The organism is Streptomyces sp. NBC_00523 (assembly GCF_036346615.1).
Lineage (GTDB): Bacteria > Actinomycetota > Actinomycetes > Streptomycetales > Streptomycetaceae > Streptomyces.
Window position 1 is genome coordinate 6088282 of the sequence record NZ_CP107836.1, and the last position, 20595, is coordinate 6108876.

The following is a 20595-nucleotide window of genomic DNA, read 5'->3' on the forward strand; positions in this document are numbered from 1 at the left end:
TTCCTCTCCCTCGTCGGTGGAGGAGTGGAACGGATCCCGGTTGGGGAGGACCTGAGCACTGTCCGCGGCTTCGCACGGGGGTATCCGCATGGATGCAGACACGGTCACCGCCATTGCGGCGGTAGTCGTGGCACTCGGCTCTCTCTGGGTCAGCTACACGCAGGCCCGGGACAGCAGGCGGCACGGTCGACAGTCGGTGCGGCCGATGCTTCACATGCATCGCGTGAAGGCGTACGAAGGTACGGAAGCGGGGCTCCGCCTTACCAATGCCGGGCTCGGGCCGGCCATCGTGACGGGCTCGGTCGTACGCTTGGACGGGCAGGTCATCGGGCAGTGGGATTACCACACGCAGCAACGCATCCGGGAGCTGTTGCCGACGAGTCCCAAGGCTCACTCCCTGCGTCCCGGTGCCGTGGTGTTGGCCGGACAGTCCACCTTCCTCTTCTCTCTGGACGAGTTCAGCGACGACCAGCACGGTTGGTTCTGGGATCTCGTCACTCGCCGACTGGTGATAGAAGTCCGTTACGAATCCCTGTACGGCGGCGAGAACTTCACGGTGAAGCCGCCGGTCTTCTGAGGTGACGCACCTCGGCTCACCGCCACGTCGGTTTCCGCCTCACCGGCAGCGCGCGAAAAGGGCGCGGAGTACGGGACCGTATCCGTACTCCGCGCCCTCGTTCAGGGGGAACAGGGGCCGCGGCGGAGGCGCGAAGGGGGGCTGCACGGGCCTTCAGGTCTGGTGACCGGGCCGCCCTCCCGCGTACCACCGCACTGGCATCGCGCCAACGCCGCGGCCTCGTCCTGCCCGCGTCGCGCACAACCCCTCATCCGGGTGGACGCGTCGGCGCGGGCAGGGTTCGGGGGGTGAGGTCAGTCCTCGCGGAGGGCGCGGACCGCCTCCTCCACGCGCTTGCCGTACTCGGGGTCGGCGGCGTGGAAGTGGGCGAGGTTCTTCTCGATGACGTCGTCCCGGGAGACCTGGGACAGGCCGCCCGCGATGTTCGCGATCAGGCGGTCCTTCTCGTCGGCCGACATCAGGCGGTACAGCTCGCCGGCCTGGAAGAAGTCGTCGTCCTTGGTGTGGAGGGGCGCCTCGTGGGTGCCGGTCCAGCCCTGGACGGGGAGCGGGGCGGAGAGCGCCGTGTCCGTCTGGGCGGGGCCCGCGTACGAGTTGGGCTCGTAGTTCTTGTCGTGGCGCGAGCCGTACCGCGTGGCGTGGAGGCCGTCGCGGCCGTAGTTGTCCGCGGTGGCGGCGCGCGGCGCGTTCACCGGGAGCTGGGTGTGGTTGATGCCCAAGCGGTAGCGCTGCGCGTCCGCGTAGGCGAACAGGCGGCCCTGGAGCATCTTGTCCGGGGACGGGCCGATGCCGGGCACGAAGTTGTTCGGCGAGAAAGCGGCCTGCTCGACCTCGGCGAAGACGTTGTCCGGGTTGCGGTCCAGCACCAGCCGGCCCACCCGCTGGAGCGGGTAGTCCGCGTGCGGCCACACCTTGGTGACGTCGAAGGGGTTGAAGCGGTAGTCCGCGGCCTCGGCGGCCGGCATGAGCTGCACGTACAGCGTCCAGGACGGGTTCATGCCGCGCTCGATGGCCTGGAGCAGGTCCGTCTGGTGCGAGTTGCCGTCCTTGCCGACGAGCTCGGCGGCCTGGTCGGCGGAGAGGGAGCGCACACCCTGGTTGGTCTTGAAGTGGTACTTCACGAAGTACGCGTCGCCCGCGGCGTTGGTCCACTGGTAGGTGTGCGAGCCGAAACCGTTCATGTGACGGTACGAGGCGGGGATGCCCCGGTCGCCCATCAGCCAGGTCACCTGGTGCGTGGCCTCGGGGGAGTTGCCCCAGAAGTCCCAGACGTTGTCCGGCTCCTGACGGCCCGTGAACGGATCGCGCTTCTGCGAGTGGATGAAGTCGGGGAACTTGATCGGGTCCTTGATGAAGAACACCGGGGTGTTGTTGCCGACGAGGTCGTAATTGCCGTCGTTCGTATAGAACTTGAGCGCGAAACCGCGCGGGTCGCGCACCGCGTCCGCGCCGCCCAGCGAGTCGGCGACGGTGGAGAAGCGGAGGAACGTCTCGGTGCGGCGGCCCACCTCGGAGAGGAAGTCGGCGCGGGTGAAGGCGGTGACATCGTCGGTCACCTCGAAGTAGCCGTACGCGCCGGAGCCCCGGGCGTGCACCACGCGCTCCGGGATGCGCTCCCGGTTGAAGCGGGCGAGCTTCTCCAGGAGGTGGCCGTCCTGGAGGAGGATCGGGCCTCCGGCACCCGCGGTGGCGGAGTTCTGGTTGTCGGCGACCGGGGCGCCGGACTCGGTCGTAAGCACACGCTGCGTCATGGTGTCGGGGCGACCTTCCGTACGGGGAGCTGCTGAACTGCGACGGCCAGGGGGCAGATTCCTGGGGGCGTGTCCGGAGCGTAAAGAGACCCCGGTTGCGGCGTCAACAGTTTGTTGAAATTCGTGGTGGGAGGGTGTTCCGGACGGTGCCGGCGCCTGGGCGCGACAGGACAGGTGTCAGCGACGGCACCGTCCGGAAGTCTGGGGAGGTAGGGCGAGCGGGCGGGGTCAGTCCTGGACGGGCCGGCCCGACAGGCGTTCGACCGAGCGCAGCAGCGCCGAGTGGTCCAGGCCGCCGTCACCCTGCGCGCGCAGCGAGGCGACGAGCTGGGCGACCACACCGCCGACCGGCAGCGCGGCACCGACGTTGCGGGCGGCGTCCGTGACGATGCCCATGTCCTTGTGGTGCAGGTCGATCCGGAAGCCGGGCGCGAAGTCCCGGTTCAGGAAGTTGTCCTTCTTGCGGGTCAGCACGGTCGAACCGGCCAGGCCGCCGTTCAGCACGTCCAGCGCGGCCGCCAGGTCCACGCCGGACTTCTCCAGGAAGACCACGGCCTCGGCGCACGCCTGGATGTTCACCGCGACGATCAGCTGATTCGCGGCCTTCACCGTCTGGCCGGAGCCGTGCGGGCCGCAGAGCACGATGGTCTTGCCGAGCGCTTCGAGCAGCGGCTTCGCGGTGTCGAAGTCGGCCTGCTCGCCGCCCACCATGATGGAGAGGACGGCCTCGATCGCGCCGGCCTCGCCGCCGGAGACGGGGGCGTCCAGGACCCGGATGCCCTTCTCGGCGGCGTTCTTCGCGAGGTCCACGGAGGTCTGCGGGGTGATCGAGGACATGTCGATCAGCAGCGCCCCGCGCTTCGCGTTCTCCAGGATGCCGTCGGGGCCGTACGCGATGGCCTCGACCTGCGGGGACGCGGGCACCATCGTGATGACCACGTCCGCGTCCTCGACCGCCTCGGCGATCGAGGAAGCCCCGGTGCCGCCGGCCGCGGCCAGGCGGTCGACCTTGTCCTGCTCCAGGGTGTAACCGGTGACGTCGTAACCGGCCTTGATCAGGTTCTCCGACATGGGCGAACCCATGATGCCGAGACCGATCCACGCAACCTTGGGGAGGTTGTTGCTCATGAGGGTGCCTTCCGATCAGCGTGTACAGGGGCTCCGGGCCCTAGCGGGCGGGCCGCGCCGCGGCCGGGAGCCAGTCGAAGGAGTCGGCGCTCGGGCGGTCGTCGGGCTTGTACTCCAGCCCGACCCAGCCCTCGTAACCGGCCTTCGTCAGCTCGTCCAGGAGCTGCTCCAGGGGGAGCGAGCCGGTGCCGGGCGCGCCGCGGCCCGGGTTGTCGGCGATCTGGACGTGGCCCGTCCTGTCGGCGTACGCGGTGATGACCTGGCTGAGGTCCTCGCCGTTCATCGACAGGTGGTACAGGTCCAGCAGGAACTTCGCGTTGCCGAGGCCGGTGGCGGCGTTGACCCGGTCCACGACCTCGATCCCGGCCGGTGCGCTCACCAGCGGATAGCGCGGCGACTCCGGCGCGTTCAGGGTCTCGATCAGCAGCACCGCGCCGATCCGGTCGGCGGCGCGGGCCGCCAGGACCAGGTTCTCCAGGGCGAGTTCGTCCTGAGCGGCGGGGTCGACGCCGTCGACCCGGTTGCCGTAGAGCGCGTTGAGCGCCTTGCAGCCGACCGAGGCGGCGAAGTCGGCCGCCACCTCGATATTGGCCCGGAAGCGCTCCGACTCCGTGCCGGGCACGGAGAGCGCGCCGCGGTCGGGGCCGGGGAGCTGTCCGGCGTAGAAGTTCAGGCCCACCAACTGGGTGCCGGCGTCGTCGAGCGCCTGCTTGAGGGCGTCGAGCTCGGCCTGCTCGGGGGTGGGGGTCTCGATCCAGGGCCACCACAGCTCGACCGCCGTGAAGCCGGCCGCGGCGGCTGCCGCGGGTCGCTCCAGGAGCGGGAGTTCCGTGAAGAGGATCGAGAGGTTCACATCGAAGCGCTGGTCCGGGTAGCCCATGAGGGTTTCGGCGCTCCTTCCGTATTGCGGAAGTTTGTTTCTGCTTAATGGAAGATTGCCCGGAGGGTGGCGGCGCTGTCAAGGGGGTGCCCGGAAATTCGTGCCGGTCAGGGAGGTCGCGCGCGCCTCTCGGAGGGCATACGAAAGAGCGGGGCGGAGGCCCGTCGGCCTCCGCCCCGCCCGTACGTCCCGCTACCGGATCACCCGGCCGGAACCGTGTCCTGGAACGTCGTCCCCGCCGTGCGGTACGCGGCCACCTTCGCGTTCACCTGCGAAGGCGTGAGGACCTTGTCCTTCACGTGCAGCACGTAGTCCACCTGCTGGTCGTACGCGCGCGGGCTGGTGCTCGTCTGCCCGGCGAGGTCGATCAGCCACTGGTTGAAGTTGATCGACATCCCGCGCTCCGGCAGATAGGCCGCGCCGTGCGTGCCGAAGAGCTGGCCGTCGATGTAGTACGTGATCGCGCTGTTGTCGATGGTCACGACCAGGTCGTGCCAGCCGGCGTAGCTCTGCCGGGACTCGGTGTGCTGGTTGACGGCCTCCCACGGGTCGGGCCGGTAGGTCTCCCACGAGGTCGTGTAGAGGATGTTGCCGCTCTCGCCCCAGCCGCCGTTGGGCAGGTACTCGAAGTCGTACTCGGCGTAGTCGTCCGCCATCGGGGCCTTGAGGTCGTTGATGGTGAAGAACGTCTGGACGAGGTGGTCGCCGTCCGGCCCCGACTTCGGCGCGTCGTTGAACTTGACCCGCGCCGCGTAGGTGCCGTTGCGGAACTTCATCGACTGGGTCAGGATCTCGGTCTGCTTCGTGGACTCGCCGGTGCCGGACGTCGACGTCTCCAGGTTCATGATGGAGTTGCCGCTCTGCGTAGCGAACGTGACCTTGTCCGGCGCCCAGGTGGCCCCCGGTACGCCGGGCCCGCCCGCGTTGGAGCGGACGCTCCAGCCGTGCGCGGCGATCTTCGGGTCGCTGTGGTTGCTGTAGTTGAAGTCGTCGAAGAGCGTCGGCCCGTTCTCGCCCGGGTCGGTCGGGTCCGTGGGGTCGGTCGGATCGGTGGGATCGGTCGGGTCGTTGCCCTCCGGGGCCGTGCCCCAGACCGTGGCGCCGCCGAGCTGCGCGGTCACCTTCGTCCAGTCGGCGTACGAGGTCGAGCCGGCGCCGAACGAGTAGTCGTCGCTCTGCACCAGCGGCTGCCAGTTGGACCGGTAGAACCGCAGCTGCATGTCACCGGAGTCGGCACCCGGTGCCAGGGAGCCCGCGCCGGAGGTGAAGCCGATCTCCAGGTAGCGGTCGGCGGTGGCGGTCGGGTGCGCCGGCGTGCCGAACGTGCCCGTGATGTTCCCGCAGCCCTTCACCGCCCAGGAGCAGGCGAACCGGTAGACCTCGCCCACCGCGTCGCCCTTGAAGTAGTAGCGGATCTTCACGTCGCTGAGCTGCACGGACGCGCTGCCGGTGTTGCGCACCTTCAGCCAGGGCTCGCTCTGGTCGGCGCTCGCGCCGGACGCGCCGGGGCGGTACTGCACGGCGATCGGTTCGCCGGCGGCGCTCGCCGTCGTCGGGACGGCGGCCAGGGCCGTACAGCCGAGGGCCACGGTGACCGCGGCCGCCGCGGCGGCGCGCAGCCGGCTCTTCGCGTGTGACTTCATGCGTCTGTTCCTTCCGGGAACGTCGTGGGGGAGCGGGGATTCACGAAGTTGGCGCTGTTCCTGGGGATGCCGCGGTGAGCGGCCGGGGATTCAGGGGGCGGTAGCGGACGCCGAGGGCGTCCAGGCGGGTGGTGTGGTGGCCGAGGCGGGCGAGGAAGCCGGGCCAGCCGTCGCCGCCGCCGGACCAGGCGCGGTCCGCGAGGGCGCACAGCCTCGGATACGTCTGGTACTCGATCCGGTCCGGGGTGCGCGCGTACTCGGTCCACAGCTGGGCCTGCGTACCGAGCAGCCGGGACGCGTCGCCCGGCTCCCAGTCGTCGGTCAGCGAGCGGTCGCCGTGCACCGCGCGCAGCTCAACGGGCGGGCCCGGCTGCGTGAGCGGTTCGCCGGGGGCGTCGGACTCCGCGTAGTCGAGGTAGGTGGCCCGGTAGTGGGCGGCGACCACCTGGTGGCCGCGGCGGGCGGCGGCGCGGGCGTGGGCCGGGTCGCGCCAGGTCATCACCGTGAATTCCGGGGGGAGTTCGGTGCCGGTCTCCGCCCAGCCGACCGGGATCCGGCCCCGCTCGGCGACGTGCGCCCCGATGCGGCCCATGAACCAGCCGTGCAGCGCCCGCGCGTCGGGCAGCCCCTCGGCGGCGGCCCGCTCGCGGGCCGCCGGGCTGTTCTCCCACTCGGTGGTCGGGCACTCGTCGCCGCCGACGTGGATGTACGGCGAGGGGAAGACGTCCATGACCTCGTCGAGCACGGTCCGGCAGAAGTCGAAGACCTCCTCGTGCACCCCGAACACCGTTTCGCAGACACCCCACTTGGTCCACACGCCCAGCCGCCGCGACGGGTCGTTGCCCAGCTCCGGATGGGCGGCCAGGGCCGCGCGCACATGGCCGGGCATCTCGATCTCCGGCACGATCCGCACCCCGCGCGCCTCCGCGTACCGGACGAGGTCGCGCAGCTCCCGCGTGGTGTACGCCCCCGAGTGCGGGACGCCGTCGAAGCGCTCGACGGGCCCGCCCGGCGGACCGGCCATCGACTGGGACCGGTGGCCGCCGATCCCCGTCAGCCTCGGGTACGCGGCGATCGGCATCCGCCAGCCCTGGTCGTCGGTGAGGTGGAGGTGCAGCGTGTTCAGCTTGTGCAGGGCCATCAGGTCCACGTAACGACGCAGGTAGGAGACCGGCTGGAAGTGCCGGGCCACGTCGAGCATCGTGCCGCGCCACGGATGCGCCGGGACGTCGCTGATCTCCACGCACGGCAGCGACCACGCGCCGCCCCGCCGGGCCCCCGCCGCGAGCGCCTCGGCGGGCAGCAGCTGGCGCAGCGTCTGGACCCCGCACAGCAGGCCGGACAGCCCGGCGGCCCGCAGCAGCACCGTGTCCGGGCCGATGGTGAGCCCGTACCCCTCCTCGCCGAGGCCGCTCAGCTGCGGGTCCAGGGCGAGCACGATACGGCCGGTGGCGGAGGGCGCGAGGGGGAGCCCGGTGCCGGGCCGGAGCAGGGTGCGCAGCAGGTCGGCGGCGCCCTCCGCGCCGGGGTAGGCGCGGATTCCGGTGTCCGGGGTCAGCGTGAAGCGGCCGGGGCGGGCGGAGACCTTGCGGGGCCGGGGGACGAGGGAGTGTTCGGGGCGGGGCGCGGGCATACGGGGCCTCCGGGAGGGGGTGCGGGGTCGTCGGTCGGGCCGTGTCCGGCGGATCAGGGCCTAACCCTTGACGGCGCCGGCAGCGAAGCCGGAGGTGACATGGCGCTGGAGCAGCAGGAAGACCACCAGCGCGGGCAGTGCGAAGAAGGTGGAGGCGGCCATCGTGGCGCCCCAGTCGGTGCCGAAGGTGTTCTGGAACGAGGACAGCCAGACCGGCAGGGTGCGGCTGTCCTGGTGCTTGATGATCAGGAAGTTGGCGTAGGCGAACTCGTTCCAGGCGGTGATGAAGCCGAACAGCGAGGTGGCCATCAGCCCCGGCGCCAGCAGCGGCAGGGCGACCTTCCGGAAGGCGGCGGTCCTGGTGCAGCCGTCCACCTGCGCGGCCTCCTCCAGCTCCGGCGGGATCGTCCCGATGAAGCCGCGCAGCACGATCACCGAGAACGGCAGCGTGACCATGAAGTAGACGAGGGTCAGCGTGGGCAGCCGGTCCAGCATGTCCGTGTCGCGGGAGATGATGTAGATCGGGATGATCAGCGATTCCCAGGGCGCCATCTGCGCGATGAACACCATGAGCATGAACTGCCGCCGCCCCTTCCAGCGCAGCCTGGCCACCGCGTACGCCGACGCCAGCGCGACGATCAGCGCCAGCAGGATCGAACTCACCGTCACCAGGACGCTGTTGCGCCAGAACATCCCGAAGCCGTCGGCCTGCACGGCGGTGCGGAAGTGGTCGAGCGTCCAGGTGTGCGGGAAGAGCTGCGGGTGCGACGACTGGATGTCCTTGGACGGTTTGAACGCGGTGGAGATCATCCAGTAGACGGGGAACAGGCAGACCAGGACGGTCAGCGTGGCGGCGGCGTTCAGCGGAAGCCGCCGCAGTCGGGCGCTACGGGCACGGCTCATCGGATCTCGTCCTCCTGGCGGAGCATCTGGCGGAAGTAGAGGACGAGCACCCCGGACATCAGGACCACGGTGACCATCGAGGCGGCCGAGCCCAGGTCGTAACGCTGGCCGGCGAGTGCGGTCTGGACCGCGTACACGGGCAGGATCGTCGTCGCGTCGCCCGGGCCGCCCCGGGTCATCACCCAGATCTGGACGAACGCCTTGAACGTCCAGATCACCTCCAGCGAGAACACCAGCAGGAAGATCGGCCGCAGCACCGGCAGGGTGACCGAGCGGAAGATCCGGGCGCCGCTCGCCCCGTCCAGCCGCGCCGACTCGTACAGCTCGGTCGGGACCGTGGTCAGCGCAGAGTAGATCGTGATCGCCGCGAACGGCACCGACTGCCACACGACCAGCAGGACCAGGATGGCGAAGGCGGCGGTGCCGTGCGCGAACCACGGATACCGGTCGAACGAGGAGAAGCCCGCACCGGTCAGCAGATGGTTGACGATGCCGAACTCGGAGTGGAACAGCCACTGGAAGACCGTGGTGGCCGCGATCACCGGCATGGCCCAGGCCAGCACCAGCGAACTGAGCACCACCGTCCGGGCGATCCTGCCCAGGCGCTCGGTCATCAGGGCGACCAGCGTCGCGATCACCATGATCAGGACCACGTTGACCGCCATGAACAGGAAGGTGCGCCGGACCACCTCCCAGAACCGCGGATCACTCAGCAGGGTGCGGTAGTTGCGCAGCCCGACGAACTCCGCGTCCCCCGTGATCAGCTGCCGCAGCCGGAAGTCCTGGAGCGAGATCAGGACCGCCCGCAGCAGCGGATAGACCAGCAGGTAGAGCATGCCGCCGACGGCCGGTGCGATCAGGGCGTACGGCCAGATGCCGCGGGGTTCCCCGGACCGCCGCCGGCGGGGCGGTGGTCCGGACGTGCCGGGTACGGCCCGGCGCTTGGGACTGGGGGGTGCGGTCCGTTCCCGGATGACCGACACGGCACGCCTCCTCTCGGGGGTCTGGACGGATGGGCGGGTGGGGATCAGGAGCCGGAGTTCATGGCCCGGGTGATGTCGGCGGACGCCTTGGCGGCCTCCTTCGCCGGGTCACCCCCGGTCAGGACGGCGGTCATGTAGTCCTTGATCGGGTTCTCCGCCTCAACCGCCGCCCAGCTCGGGGTGTTGGGCGTGGCGTGGCCGTTCGCCGCGCCGACCGCCATCGCGGCGGCGCCCGGGTCGGCGGCCACCGCGGAGGCGAGGGTGGTCCGGTTCGGTACGTAGCTCATGGCGACGGCGAGCTTCTTCTGCCAGGCGTCACCGGTGAGTTCCTTGATGAAGGTGAGCGCGGCCTCCGGCTTGCCGGAGGCGGTGGGGATCACCAGGTCGGAGCCGCCGGTGAAGACGGCACCCGGGGTGTCGGCGGTCTTGCCGGGGATCGGGAAGAAGCCCAGCTTCCCCTTCAGGTCCGGGTTCTTCTCGATGACGACATTGGCACCGCCCGGGGTCGAGATGACCTGCGCGACCTTGCCCTGCGCCATGACATCGGCCTGCGGCGGGTCGGCCTCGTCGGCGTCCTTGGGCCCCTTGCCGAGCGCCTGGAGCTTCCCGTAGAACTCCATGCCGCGCAGCGCCTCCGGGGTGTCCAGGGCGCCCTTCCATTTCTCGCCGGACTCGGTGGCGAGGTCTCCGCCCTCGTCCCAGACGAAGCCGGCCAGCGCGTACCAGGTCTGGCCCGGCAGGTAGATGCCCTGGTTGCCGCCCTTGTTGAGCTTCTCGGTGGCGGCGATCCACTGGTCGCGGGTCTTGATGGTCTTCGCGTCGATGCCGGCCTTCTCGAAGAGGTCGGTGCGGTAGATGACCACCCGGTTGGCCGCGTAGTACGGGATGCCGTACTGCTTGCCCTCGTACGCCCCCGGCTCGGCCAGGCCCTTGAGCCAGTCCTTGCCGTTCAGCTCGTCCACCTTGTCGCTGAGGTCGAGCAGCCCGCCGCTCTGCGCGAACTGGGCGACCTGGGTGTTGCCGCTCTCGATGACGTCCGGGGCGTCGTTGCTGGCGAGCGCGGCGGTGATCTTCTCGCCGATGCCGTCCCACTCCTGGATCTGGACCCGGGCCCGGATGTCGGGGTGAGCCTTCTCGAAGCCCTGGACGAACTCCTTCTGGAACTGAGCCGAGACGCTGTCGCGCATCAGCCAGACGTCGATGCTGGTCCGGCCGTCACCGGACGCGTCGGAGGAATCGTCGGACGAGCCACAGGCGCTGAGGACGGCGGCCAGCACGAGCGCGGACCCACCGGCAAGCAAGCGGTACTTCACGGTTCACCTCTGGGAGAACAGGACCTGACCACCTGACCAGTGAAGGCCGCTGGACAGCTCACCTCTTGTTGGTGGATGAAGGTGGCATGGACCAATGGAGCCGTCAAGCCCCTTGTATTCAAGGGATTTTGGCGGCCTCCCGGAGAGATGGCCCGGGATAGCGACTACACTCCACCTGACCAGTGGTCCAGTGGTCAGGTACGTAACCCGCCAGAAGGGGGCAGCTCATGGACGCCGACGCATCGGGGACGGTGCTCAAACGGGAGCGGGCCCGTGACGCCATCCTGGAAATGATCGAGTCCCGGCGCCCCGGCGACGCGATCCCCTCGGAGCGGTCCCTCTGCGCCACGCTCGGCGTCTCCCGGCCTACCCTGCGCGCCGCGGTGGACGAGCTGGTCGCGACGGGGCTCCTCGTGCGGGAGCACGGCCGGGGCATGTTCGTCGCGCCCGAGAAGATCACCCAGGAGCTGATCTCGGCCGACCTCGCCCTGTCGGTCCCGCAGGCGGCCGGGGCCTGGTCGAGCCGGCTCCTGGAGTTCACCACCGTGCAGGCCGGGGCCCGGGTCGGCCGGAAGCTGCGCATGTCACCGGCGGCCGACATCGTGTACGTCGCCCGGCTGCGGCTGGTCGACGGCGCGCCCATGGCCATCGAGCACCTGCACATCCGGGCGGAACTCGTACCCGGCCTCTCCGCCGAGGAGCTGGAGAGCGGCGACCTGTACGAGCACCTGCGCGAGCGCCACGACGTGCACGTCCACGAGGCGGTCCAGGCGATCGAGCCGACCGTGGTGACCCGCGCCGAGGCCCGCCTCCTGGACGTGCCCGAGCTGTCCCCGGCGCTGCTCTTCGAGCGGCTGACCTCGGACACCACGGGCCGCCCCGTCGAGTACGTGCACTCGCTCTACCGGGGCGACCGCTACCGCATCGTGTCCCGGCTGGCCCTCGGCCCGGCCGCCGCCGTCGAGCCGGTCGAGGGCGCGCACCACCCGGGCATCCCGCCGGGTGACTTCGCACAGCGCGAGCCGATCACGTCCTCGACGCGGGGTGACATCCAGTCCGGCGACTGAGGGGGGCGGGCCGGGTGACGGTCCGCCACGGGCCGGTCCCCGCTCGCGCCCGCGCGGGGCGCCAGGGCGTTGCGCCCTGCGCAATGGCCGGTGCACCTCTTGCGGTGGGCGCCGGGTAGGGCCACTGTGGCTGCCACATCCGACGCAACCGACCCCACGAGGTGCCTCGCATGACGTCCCCCACCAGCCGCCGCACCCTGCTCGGAGCCCTCCTGGCGGGCGGCGCCCTCGCCGCCGCCCCCAGCCTCCCGCGCTCCGCGCCCCGGCACCCCCACCACCCGCCGCACCCCGCCCACCCCGCGGCCCTGAGCACCCGCACCCTCTACCTCGGCACCTACACCTCGACCAGCCCGGGCGGCACCGGCGTCGGCGTCGCCGCGTACGACCCCGAGACGGCGGGCATCACCGCCCGCACCGTCGTCACGGGGGTCGAGAACCCCTCGTACCTCGCCCTCCACCCCACGGGCGCCACGCTCTACGCGGTGGACGAGCAGCAGAACGGCGGCGTCACCGCGGTCGCCCTCGCCGACGACGGCACCTTCAGCGTCCTCGGCACCCGGTCGACCGGCGGTGCCGGACCCTGTCACCTCTCGGTCCATCCGGGCGGGCGGTGGCTGCTCAGCGCCAACTACACCTCGGGCAGCGTCGCCGTGCACCCGCTCGCCGAGGACGGATCCGTGGGGGAGCGCACCGACCTGGTCGCCCACAGCTCGCCCGCCCCCGGACCCGGGCAGGACGGCCCGCACGCGCACCAGATCATCACCTCGCCCGACGGCGGCCACGTGCTCGCCGTCGACCTCGGGAACGACACGGTGTACACGTACCGGCTTGACGAGACGAGCGGCATCCTGGAACAGGTCTCGTACGCCGCGCTGCGGCCGGGTGCCGGCCCCCGCCACCTCACCTTCCACCCCGACGGGCGCCACGCCTACCTGGCCTGCGAGCTCGACAACACGGCGGTGGTCTGCGGTTACGACCCCGCCACGGGCACGCTCACCCCGGGCGGCCCGCAGTCCACCGGCACGGGGTCCGGCACCAGCTACCCCGCGCAGTTCCTGGTCACCGGCGACGGCCGGTTCGCCTACCTCGCGAACCGGGGGCACAACAGCATCACCCGGTACGCCATCGAGGACGGCGGAGCCGCGCTGAACCTGCTCGACACCGTGCCCGTCGGCGGCGACTTCCCCCGGCACACCGCGTTCTCGCCGGACGGCACCCTGCTCTTCGCCGCCAACCAGAAGTCCGGCACGGTCACCGCCTTCCGGGTGGACGCCGCATCCGGCTCCCTGACCTCGGTCGGGACGCCCTACGCGGCCCCGGCGGCCGTCTGCGTGCTGCCGGTGTAGGGCGCTAGGGTCGAGCCCGAGCCGTATCAGGGAGGCACCATGCGCTTGAGAGTGGAGTTCACCACCGAGCCCTTCGATCTGGACGAGGCGCCCGCGCACGCGGTCGTGGCGCGCGAGGTCATCCAGGGGGCAGGGCTGGACGCCGTCGACGTCGGCCCGTTCGGCAACACCGCGGAGGGCGGTGCCGACCAGGTGCTCACCGCCGTGGACAGCCTGCTGCGGCAGGCGCTGGCATCGGGTGCCACCCGGGTCTCGCTCCAGGTCAACGTCATCGGGGAGGACCCGAAGTGACCGGACCGGTGGACCACCCTCTCGTCAGCGCCGTGAAGCCGCTCGTGGACGCCATGGGGGCCGAGCTCGTCGGCCCCGGTGAGGCGCACCCCGACGATGTGGTGCTGGCCTGGGAGGGCGAGGACGTCGTGGCGGTCCGGCTGCCCCAGCTCTCGGAGTCGCTGGACCACATCCTCGCCGCGATGGAGCGCCGGCACGGCATGCCGCTGGCCGAGCTGGACCGCAAGGCCAAACAGGAGGCGGTCCGGCTCCTGGAGGCACGCGGTGCCTTCTCCGTACGCCATGGGGTCGAGACCGTGGCGGGGGCGTTGGGCGTCTCCCGGTTCACTGTTTACAACTACCTAAACCGCGAGAACGGGGCCAAGAGCGGGTAGTTGGACCACGCACGTACCGGCTGCCGACGCATGATCGATCAAGCCGCCGCCCAGGTCACCGGGCGGCGGCTTTTTCTGTATACGGAATTTCAACAAACTGTTGACGTCGTGTTGCGGAAGGCGTTAGCTATCCGCAGCCCGACCAACGCACAGCGAAGAACAGCCACGGAGGCTCCCGTGACTTCGAGCTCCACGCCGGGCCTCGCCCGGTTCAACACCCAGGCGGACGCCGAGGCGGCCGCCGCACTGCACGAGGTGTGTGCCAGTGCGGCATGGGGACGAGCGATCCTCGCCCACCGCCCGTACGCCACCACCGAAGCCCTGCTCTCCGCGAGCGACACCGCCACGGCGGCACTCGGCGCGGAGGACCTGGCCGAGGCCATGGCCGGTCACCCGCCGATCGGCCGCCCGAAGCCCGGGGACCCGACCTCCTCCCGCGAACAGCGGGGCATGGCCGGGGCCTCCGAGGAGCTCAAGGCCGAGATGCTCGAACTCAACCTGGCCTACCAGGAGCGGTTCGGACATGTCTTCCTGATCTGCGCCACCGGCGCCACCGGTGAGCAGATGCGCGACGCGGTGAAGTCCCGCATCGGGAACTCGCCCGAGCAGGAGCGGGGGATCGTGCGCACCGAACTGGGCAAGATCAACCGCATCCGCCTCACCCGCCTCGTCACGGAAGACGCGTAACAGAAGGAGAGAAGGTCTTGAGCACCTTCGCCACCGCATCGGTGTCCACCCACATCCTGGACACCAGCATCGGCCGCCCCGCCGCCGATGTCGCCGTCTCGCTCGCCGCCCGCCAGGGCGCCGGTGCCGAGTGGGTGACGCTCGGGGGCTCCGCGACCGATGCGGACGGGCGCTGCAAAGACCTGCCGGCCCTGCCGGAGGGCACCACCCACGTACGGCTCGACTTCGAGACCGAGCCGTACTTCACAGCCAAGAAGCAAGCCGAGGCGCAGCAGGACGCCCCCCGCGTAAGGGACAGCGGCGCGTTCTTCCCCGAGGTGGCGATCACTTTCGCCGTCACCCCGGGCGAGCACTACCACGTACCGCTGCTGCTCAACCCGTTCGGCTACTCCGTATACCGAGGGAGCTAGCAGACACATGCCCACGATTCTCGGCCAGAACCAGTACGGCAAAGCAGAGAACCGCGTCGTCAAGATCACGCGGGACGGCGACACCCACCACATCAAGGACCTGAACGTCTCGGTCGCGCTCTCCGGCGAGATGGACGACGTCCACTACTCCGGCTCCAACGCGCACGTTCTGCCCACGGACACCACCAAGAACACGGTGTTCGCGTTCGCCAAGGAGCACGGGATCGAGTCCGCCGAGCAGTTCGGCATCCACCTCGCCCGTCACTTCGTGACCTCGCAGGAGCCGATCAAGACGGCGCGCATCCGCATCGAGGAGTACGCCTGGGAGCGCATCGCCACCTCCGACGCGAACTCCCGCTTCATCGGGTCCGACGAGGTCAAGCACTCCTTCGTCCGCAAGAACCAGGAGATCCGCACCGCCCAGATCACCTTCGACGGTGAGAAGTGGCAGGTCATCTCCGGGCTCAAGGACCTGACCGTGATGAACTCGACCAACTCCGAGTTCTGGGGCTACGTCAAGGACAAGTACACGACGCTCAAGGAAGCGTACGACCGCATCCTCGCGACCGACGTCTCCGCCCGCTGGCGCTACAACTGGACCAGCGACGAGCAGCGCATGCCGAACTGGGAGAAGTCCTACGAGCAGGCGCGCAAGCACATGCTGCACGCCTTCGCCGAGACCTACTCGCTCTCGCTCCAGCAGACCCTGTACCAGATGGGTTCGCGCATCATCAACAACCGCAGCGAGGTCGATGAGATCCGCTTCTCGCTGCCGAACAACCACCACTTCCTTGTGGACTTGGAGCCGTTCGGCCTCAAGAACGACAACGAGGTGTACTTCGCGGCCGACCGTCCGTACGGGCTCATCGAGGGCACCGTGCTCCGGGACGGCGTCGAGCCGCAGATCCCGGTCGACATGACCAACCTCTGACGCGGCGCCGCGCCGGTGCCCGCCCGTTCCTCACGGCCGGGCACCGGCCGGGCCGGAGGGAACCCTCATGGCACAGCCAGCATCCGGGCCCGCGGAAGCAGAAGGCCCCTGTTCCACCCCGCCGGAGCGTGCGGTGCATCCGGTGGACGAGAAACTCACCCCCGCGCGGCTCCTGCCGGCCGCGCTCCAGCACATCGCCGCCATGTACGCCGGCGTCGTCACCCCTCCGCTGATCATCGGTCAGGCCGTCGGCCTCGACGCGGCGGGCATGACCCGGCTCATCGCGGCGAGTCTCCTCATCGCCGGCTGCGCCACCCTGCTCCAGACCCTCGGCATCGGCGGCCTCGCCGGCAACCGGCTGCCGTTCGTCAACGCCGCCTCCTCCGCCGGGATCGCCCCGATGCTCGCCATCGCCGAGACCAGCGCACCCGGGCACCAACTCCCCGCGATCTACGGCGCGGTGCTCGTCGCCGGAGTGTTCTGCCTGGCCGTCGGGCCGTTCTTCGGCAGACTCCTGCGCTTCTTCCCGCCCCTGGTCACCGGTGTCGTGATCACCCTCATCGGGGTCACGCTGATGCCCGTACCGGTCTCCTGGGCGCAGGGCGGCGACAAGAACGCGACCGACTTCGGCGACATGAAGTACCTCGCGCTCGCCGCGTTCACCCTCGTCGTGATCCTGCTCATCCAGCGCTTCGGCCGGGGATTCCTGCGCCAAGTCGCGCTGCTGATGGGCCTGTTGGTCGGCACCCTGGCCGCCGTGCCGTTCGGTCTCGCCGACTTCTCCGCGCTGCGCGACGCCCCGCTCGCGGCCGTGCCGACGCCGTTCGCCTTCGGTGCGCCGGAGTTCCAGCCGGCCGCGATCCTCTCGCTGTGCATCGTGATGCTCGTCCTGATGACGGAGTCCTCCGCCGGGATGCTGGCCGTCGGTGAGATCTGCGACCGCCGCACCGACGGACGCACCCTCACCCGCGGACTGCGCACCGACGGCCTCGCCACGCTCATCGGCCCCGTCTTCGGCGGCTTCCCCACCAGCGCCTTCGCCCAGAACGTGGGCGTCGTCTCGCTGACCAAGGTCCGCAGCCGCTACGTCGTCGCCGCGGCCGGAGCCGCCCTGCTGGTCCTCGGGCTCTTCCCGGTGCTCGGCGCGGTCGTCTCGCTCGTCCCGATGCCCGTGCTCGGCGGCGCCGGCATCGTCCTCTTCGGCTCGATCGCCGTCAGCGGCATCCGTACGCTCTCCGAGGCCGGCCTGGACGACAGCTCCAACATCATCCTGGTCGCCGTGGCCCTCGGCGCGGGCATCGTCCCGCTCGCCGCGCCCGGGTTCTACGCCGACTTCCCGTCCTGGGCCCAGACCGTCCTGGGCTCCGGAATCAGTGCGGGAGCGCTCGTCGCGGTCCTGCTCAACCTGTTCTTCCACCATCTCGGCACCCACGGCCGCACCGCCGTGGCACTCAAATCCTCCTAGGGTCCTGCCGTGCCCACATCCCGCATGAGAGAAGGAAGCACCATGGCAGCACCGGCAGCCCCCGACCGGGTGGAGCGCATCGTCATCGAGAACTGCTCGATCGCGACCGTCGACGCCGCCGACACCGAGTACGCCTCGGGCTATGTCGTCGTCGCCGGGAACCGCATCGAGTCCGTCGGCGCCGGCCGGGCACCCGAGGGCCTGGAGAACGTCGTACGCCGGATCGACGGAACCGGCCACCTGGCCACCCCCGGCCTGATCAACACGCACCACCACTTCTACCAGTGGATCACCCGGGGCCTCGCCACGGACCACAACCTCTTCAACTGGCTGGTCGCGCTGTACCCGACGTGGGCGCGCATCGACGAGCCGATGGCCCGCGCCGCCGCGCAGGGCTCGCTCGCCATGATGGCGCTCGGCGGCGTCACCACCGCGATGGACCACCACTACGTCTTCCCGAAGGGCTCCGGCGACCTGTCCGGCGCCATCATCGGGGCCGCCCGCGACATGGGCGTACGCTTCACCCTCGCCCGGGGCTCCATGGACCGCAGCGAGAAGGACGGCGGGCTGCCCCCGGACTTCGCCGTGGAGACCCTGGAGGGCGCGCTCGCCGCCACCGAGGCGACCGTCGACGCCCACCACGACGCCTCCTTCGACGCGATGACCCAGGTCGCCGTCGCGCCCTGCTCGCCGTTCTCCGTATCCACCGAACTCATGCGCCAGGGAGCCGAACTGGCCCGGCGCAAGGGCGTGCGGCTGCACACCCACGGCTCGGAGACCGTGGAGGAGGAGAAGTTCTGCCACGAGCTGTTCGGCATGGGCCCCACCGACTACTTCGAGTCCACCGGCTGGCTCGGCGAGGACGTGTGGATGGCGCACTGCGTCCACATGAACGACTCCGACATCGCCGCCTTCGCCCGCACCGGCACCGGCGTCGCCCACTGCCCGTCCTCCAACGCCCGCCTCGCCGCAGGCATCGCCCGCGTCCCGGACATGCTCGCCGCGGGCGTCCCGGTCGGCCTCGGCGTCGACGGCACCGCGTCCAACGAGTCCGGCGAGCTCCACACCGAACTGCGCAACGCCCTCCTCATCAACCGCCTCGGCCCGCACCGCGAGCGCGCCCTGAACGCCCGTCAGGCGCTGCGCCTCGGCACCTACGGCGGCGCCCAGGTCCTCGGCCGCGCCGCGCAGACCGGCTCGCTGGAGGCCGGCAAGCTCGCCGACCTGGTCCTCTGGAAGCTGGACACCCTCGCCCACGCCTCCATCGCCGACCCGGTCACCGCGCTCGTCTTCGGCGCCGCCGCCCCGGTCACCCTGTCGCTGGTCGACGGCAAGCCGGTCGTGGAGTCCGGCCGCCTGGTCACCGCCGACGAGGAGGCCATCGCCCGCGCCACCCGCGACGAGGCCCGCCGCCTCGCGCAGATCGCCGCCGGAGCCTGACGGGCCCGGCGGCCCCGAAACGGCCGGACGAGGGGGACGGCCCTCGTCCCGGCCGCCGCGGACCCGAGCGGGGTCCGCGGCAACCGGTGCGGGAGGCGCGCCGCCCACGCGCACGCGCCTCCCGCACCGGCGACCCCGGCTGCCGCACCAGCCGTTCGACCTGCCTCACCGCACCACCGCAGCACACGGGGCCCGGTCCGGCGGACCGGCTCCGGCACCACCTCCCTGAACCCCACGTCACCGCCGACGTGTAACCGACCGGAGGAACCGCCGTGGCAGCTACGCCCAGGTTTCGCGACGACGCAAGTGCGACCCCCCACAACGACGGTGCGCCGGAGACGGCCCCGTCCGACCGGAAGCATCCGGTCGACGAGACGCTCCCCCCGCTGAAGATGTTCACCAGCGGCCTCCAGCACGTGGCCGCGATGTACGCGGGCGTGGTGGCCCCGCCCATGATTGTGGGGCCCGCCGTGGGCCTCACCCCCAAGGAGACCGCGTTCCTGATGGGGGCGAGCCTGTTCACCGCGGGCATAGCCACCCTGCTCCAGACGCTCGGCTTCTGGCGCATAGGCGCCCGGCTGCCGTTCGTCAACGGCGTCTCGTTCGCCGGGGTGACCCCGATGGTGGCGATCGGCAAGGACCGGGGGCACGACGGGATCGCCGTCATCTTCGGCGCGATCATCGTGGCGAGCCTCCTCGGCTTCGTCCTCGCGCCCTACTTCTGCAAACTGGTCCGCTTCTTCCCGCCCGTGGTCACCGGCACGGTCATCACCCTGATCGGTGTCTCGCTGCTGCCGGTCGCCTTCAACTGGTCCCAGGGCGGCAACGCGACCGCCCACGACTACGGGTCCACCACCAACATCACCATGGCGGCGGTCACCCTCGTCGTCGTGCTGGCCCTGCGCAAACTGCTGCGCGGCTTCCTCCAGCAGATCGCCATCCTGCTCGGCCTGATCATCGGCACGCTCATCGCGATCCCTGTCGGCATCACCGACTTCGGGGCCATCAAGGACGCCGACGCGATCGGCTTCCCCACCCCGTTCCACTTCGGGGCACCGCAGTTCGAGATCGCCGCGATCGTCTCGATGAGCATCGTGATGCTGGTCTGTATGACCGAGTCCACGGCGGACATGCTGGCCCTCGGCAAGATCGTGGACCGCCCCGCCGACGAACGGACCATCGAGGGCGGGCTGCGCGCCGACACCCTGGGCAGCGCCATCAGCCCGCTGTTCAACGGCTTCATGTGCAGCGCGTTCGCGCAGAACATCGGCCTGGTCGCGATGACCAAGGTGCGCAGCCGCTTCGTGGTCGCGGCCGGCGGCGGCATCCTGATCCTGCTCGGGCTGGTCCCGGTGGCCGCGTCCGTCATCGCGCTGGTGCCGCTGCCGGTGCTCGGCGGCGCGGGGATCGTCCTGTTCGGCTCGGTGGCCGCGAGCGGCATCCAGACCCTGGCCGGCGCCGCGCTGGAGAAGGGCGAGAACGCGCTGATCGTCGCGGCGGCCGTCGGGGTCGGGCTCATACCGATCGCGGCGCCGGACTTCTACCACGCCTTCCCGAAGGACCTCCTGGTCGTCCTGGACTCCGGGATCTCGACGGGCTGCGTGGTGGCGATCGTCCTCAACCTGGCCTTCAACCACCTCGGCCGCAAAGCGGACCCCGAGGCGGGGACCGCGCCCGGCGGTCACGACCCGGTCAAGGCGATGGAGGTCGCCGCCCACTGACGTAGGGTCAGCACGACGTGGCGCGTACGGGGTTGGCCGTACGCGCCACGAG

Annotated in this window: 19 protein-coding genes; 11 read left to right on the top strand and 8 right to left on the bottom strand. The window is 70.6% G+C overall.

The window, feature by feature from the left end; translation table 11 throughout:
* Positions 1-88 precede the first annotated feature (88 nt).
* On the top strand, positions 89-577 hold the full coding sequence (locus OHS17_RS27635; RefSeq protein WP_330314316.1) for a hypothetical protein: 489 nt from the start codon (positions 89-91) through the stop codon (positions 575-577).
* A gap of 293 nt (positions 578-870) precedes the next feature.
* Here the strand turns inward: OHS17_RS27635 and OHS17_RS27640 are convergent, their stop codons facing one another.
* The 8 genes from OHS17_RS27640 to OHS17_RS27675 all read right to left on the bottom strand — a co-directional run bounded on the left by OHS17_RS27640 (position 871) and on the right by OHS17_RS27675 (position 10811).
* Positions 871-2328, bottom strand: a complete 1458-nt coding sequence (locus OHS17_RS27640) for a catalase (protein ID WP_330314317.1) — start codon at positions 2326-2328, stop codon at positions 871-873.
* A 228-nt stretch (positions 2329-2556) separates the two neighbouring features.
* Positions 2557-3456 (bottom strand): 2-hydroxy-3-oxopropionate reductase, encoded by a 900-nt coding sequence (locus OHS17_RS27645; RefSeq protein ID WP_330314318.1) that lies wholly within the window; start codon positions 3454-3456, stop codon positions 2557-2559.
* A 40-nt stretch (positions 3457-3496) separates the two neighbouring features.
* A complete protein-coding gene (locus OHS17_RS27650) occupies positions 3497-4336 on the bottom strand; it encodes a TIM barrel protein (protein WP_330314319.1) in 840 nt (279 codons plus the stop codon).
* 200 nt (positions 4337-4536) lie between these two features.
* A complete protein-coding gene (locus OHS17_RS27655; protein WP_330314320.1) occupies positions 4537-5979 on the bottom strand; it encodes a cellulose binding domain-containing protein in 1443 nt (480 codons plus the stop codon).
* 40 nt (positions 5980-6019) lie between these two features.
* Entirely contained in the window at positions 6020-7612 is a 1593-nt protein-coding gene (locus OHS17_RS27660) for a beta-N-acetylhexosaminidase (RefSeq protein WP_330314321.1), read from the bottom strand.
* A gap of 60 nt (positions 7613-7672) precedes the next feature.
* The gene (locus tag OHS17_RS27665) at positions 7673-8515 is read right to left on the bottom strand and encodes a carbohydrate ABC transporter permease (protein WP_330314322.1); all 843 of its coding nucleotides are present in this window, start codon (positions 8513-8515) and stop codon (positions 7673-7675) included.
* On the bottom strand, positions 8512-9498 hold the full coding sequence (locus tag OHS17_RS27670) for a carbohydrate ABC transporter permease (RefSeq protein WP_330314323.1): 987 nt from the start codon (positions 9496-9498) through the stop codon (positions 8512-8514). Before OHS17_RS27670 ends, OHS17_RS27665 begins: the two co-directional genes overlap by 4 nt.
* A gap of 44 nt (positions 9499-9542) precedes the next feature.
* Complete coding sequence (locus OHS17_RS27675; protein ID WP_330314324.1) at positions 9543-10811, bottom strand: extracellular solute-binding protein; 1269 nt, start codon at positions 10809-10811, stop codon at positions 9543-9545.
* 227 nt (positions 10812-11038) lie between these two features.
* Here OHS17_RS27675 and OHS17_RS27680 point away from each other — a divergent pair, with 227 nt between their 5' ends.
* The 10 genes from OHS17_RS27680 to OHS17_RS27725 all read left to right on the top strand — a co-directional run bounded on the left by OHS17_RS27680 (position 11039) and on the right by OHS17_RS27725 (position 20543).
* Positions 11039-11878 carry a GntR family transcriptional regulator gene (locus tag OHS17_RS27680; protein WP_018100519.1) on the top strand — a complete coding sequence of 280 codons (840 nt, stop codon included), beginning with the start codon at positions 11039-11041 and terminating at the stop codon, positions 11876-11878.
* Between the two features lie 170 nt (positions 11879-12048).
* A complete protein-coding gene (locus OHS17_RS27685) occupies positions 12049-13224 on the top strand; it encodes a lactonase family protein (RefSeq protein ID WP_330314325.1) in 1176 nt (391 codons plus the stop codon).
* Between the two features lie 39 nt (positions 13225-13263).
* The gene (locus OHS17_RS27690) at positions 13264-13515 is read left to right on the top strand and encodes a hypothetical protein (RefSeq protein WP_073861495.1); all 252 of its coding nucleotides are present in this window, start codon (positions 13264-13266) and stop codon (positions 13513-13515) included.
* Positions 13512-13889 carry a helix-turn-helix domain-containing protein gene (locus tag OHS17_RS27695; RefSeq protein ID WP_018100516.1) on the top strand — a complete coding sequence of 126 codons (378 nt, stop codon included), beginning with the start codon at positions 13512-13514 and terminating at the stop codon, positions 13887-13889. The genes OHS17_RS27690 and OHS17_RS27695 overlap by 4 nt, the downstream gene beginning before the upstream one ends.
* A gap of 177 nt (positions 13890-14066) precedes the next feature.
* Complete coding sequence (gene uraD, locus OHS17_RS27700) at positions 14067-14576, top strand: 2-oxo-4-hydroxy-4-carboxy-5-ureidoimidazoline decarboxylase (RefSeq protein ID WP_018100515.1); 510 nt, start codon at positions 14067-14069, stop codon at positions 14574-14576.
* A 17-nt stretch (positions 14577-14593) separates the two neighbouring features.
* Entirely contained in the window at positions 14594-14986 is a 393-nt protein-coding gene (uraH, locus tag OHS17_RS27705; protein ID WP_330314326.1) for a hydroxyisourate hydrolase, read from the top strand.
* Positions 14987-14993: 7 nt separating this feature from the next.
* Entirely contained in the window at positions 14994-15917 is a 924-nt protein-coding gene (pucL, locus tag OHS17_RS27710) for a factor-independent urate hydroxylase (protein WP_073861496.1), read from the top strand.
* 67 nt (positions 15918-15984) lie between these two features.
* Entirely contained in the window at positions 15985-17382 is a 1398-nt protein-coding gene (locus OHS17_RS27715) for a nucleobase:cation symporter-2 family protein (RefSeq protein ID WP_330314327.1), read from the top strand.
* Between the two features lie 42 nt (positions 17383-17424).
* Complete coding sequence (locus OHS17_RS27720; RefSeq protein WP_073861498.1) at positions 17425-18822, top strand: 8-oxoguanine deaminase; 1398 nt, start codon at positions 17425-17427, stop codon at positions 18820-18822.
* A 272-nt stretch (positions 18823-19094) separates the two neighbouring features.
* Complete coding sequence (locus OHS17_RS27725) at positions 19095-20543, top strand: nucleobase:cation symporter-2 family protein (protein WP_443066154.1); 1449 nt, start codon at positions 19095-19097, stop codon at positions 20541-20543.
* Positions 20544-20595: the final 52 nt, after the last annotated feature.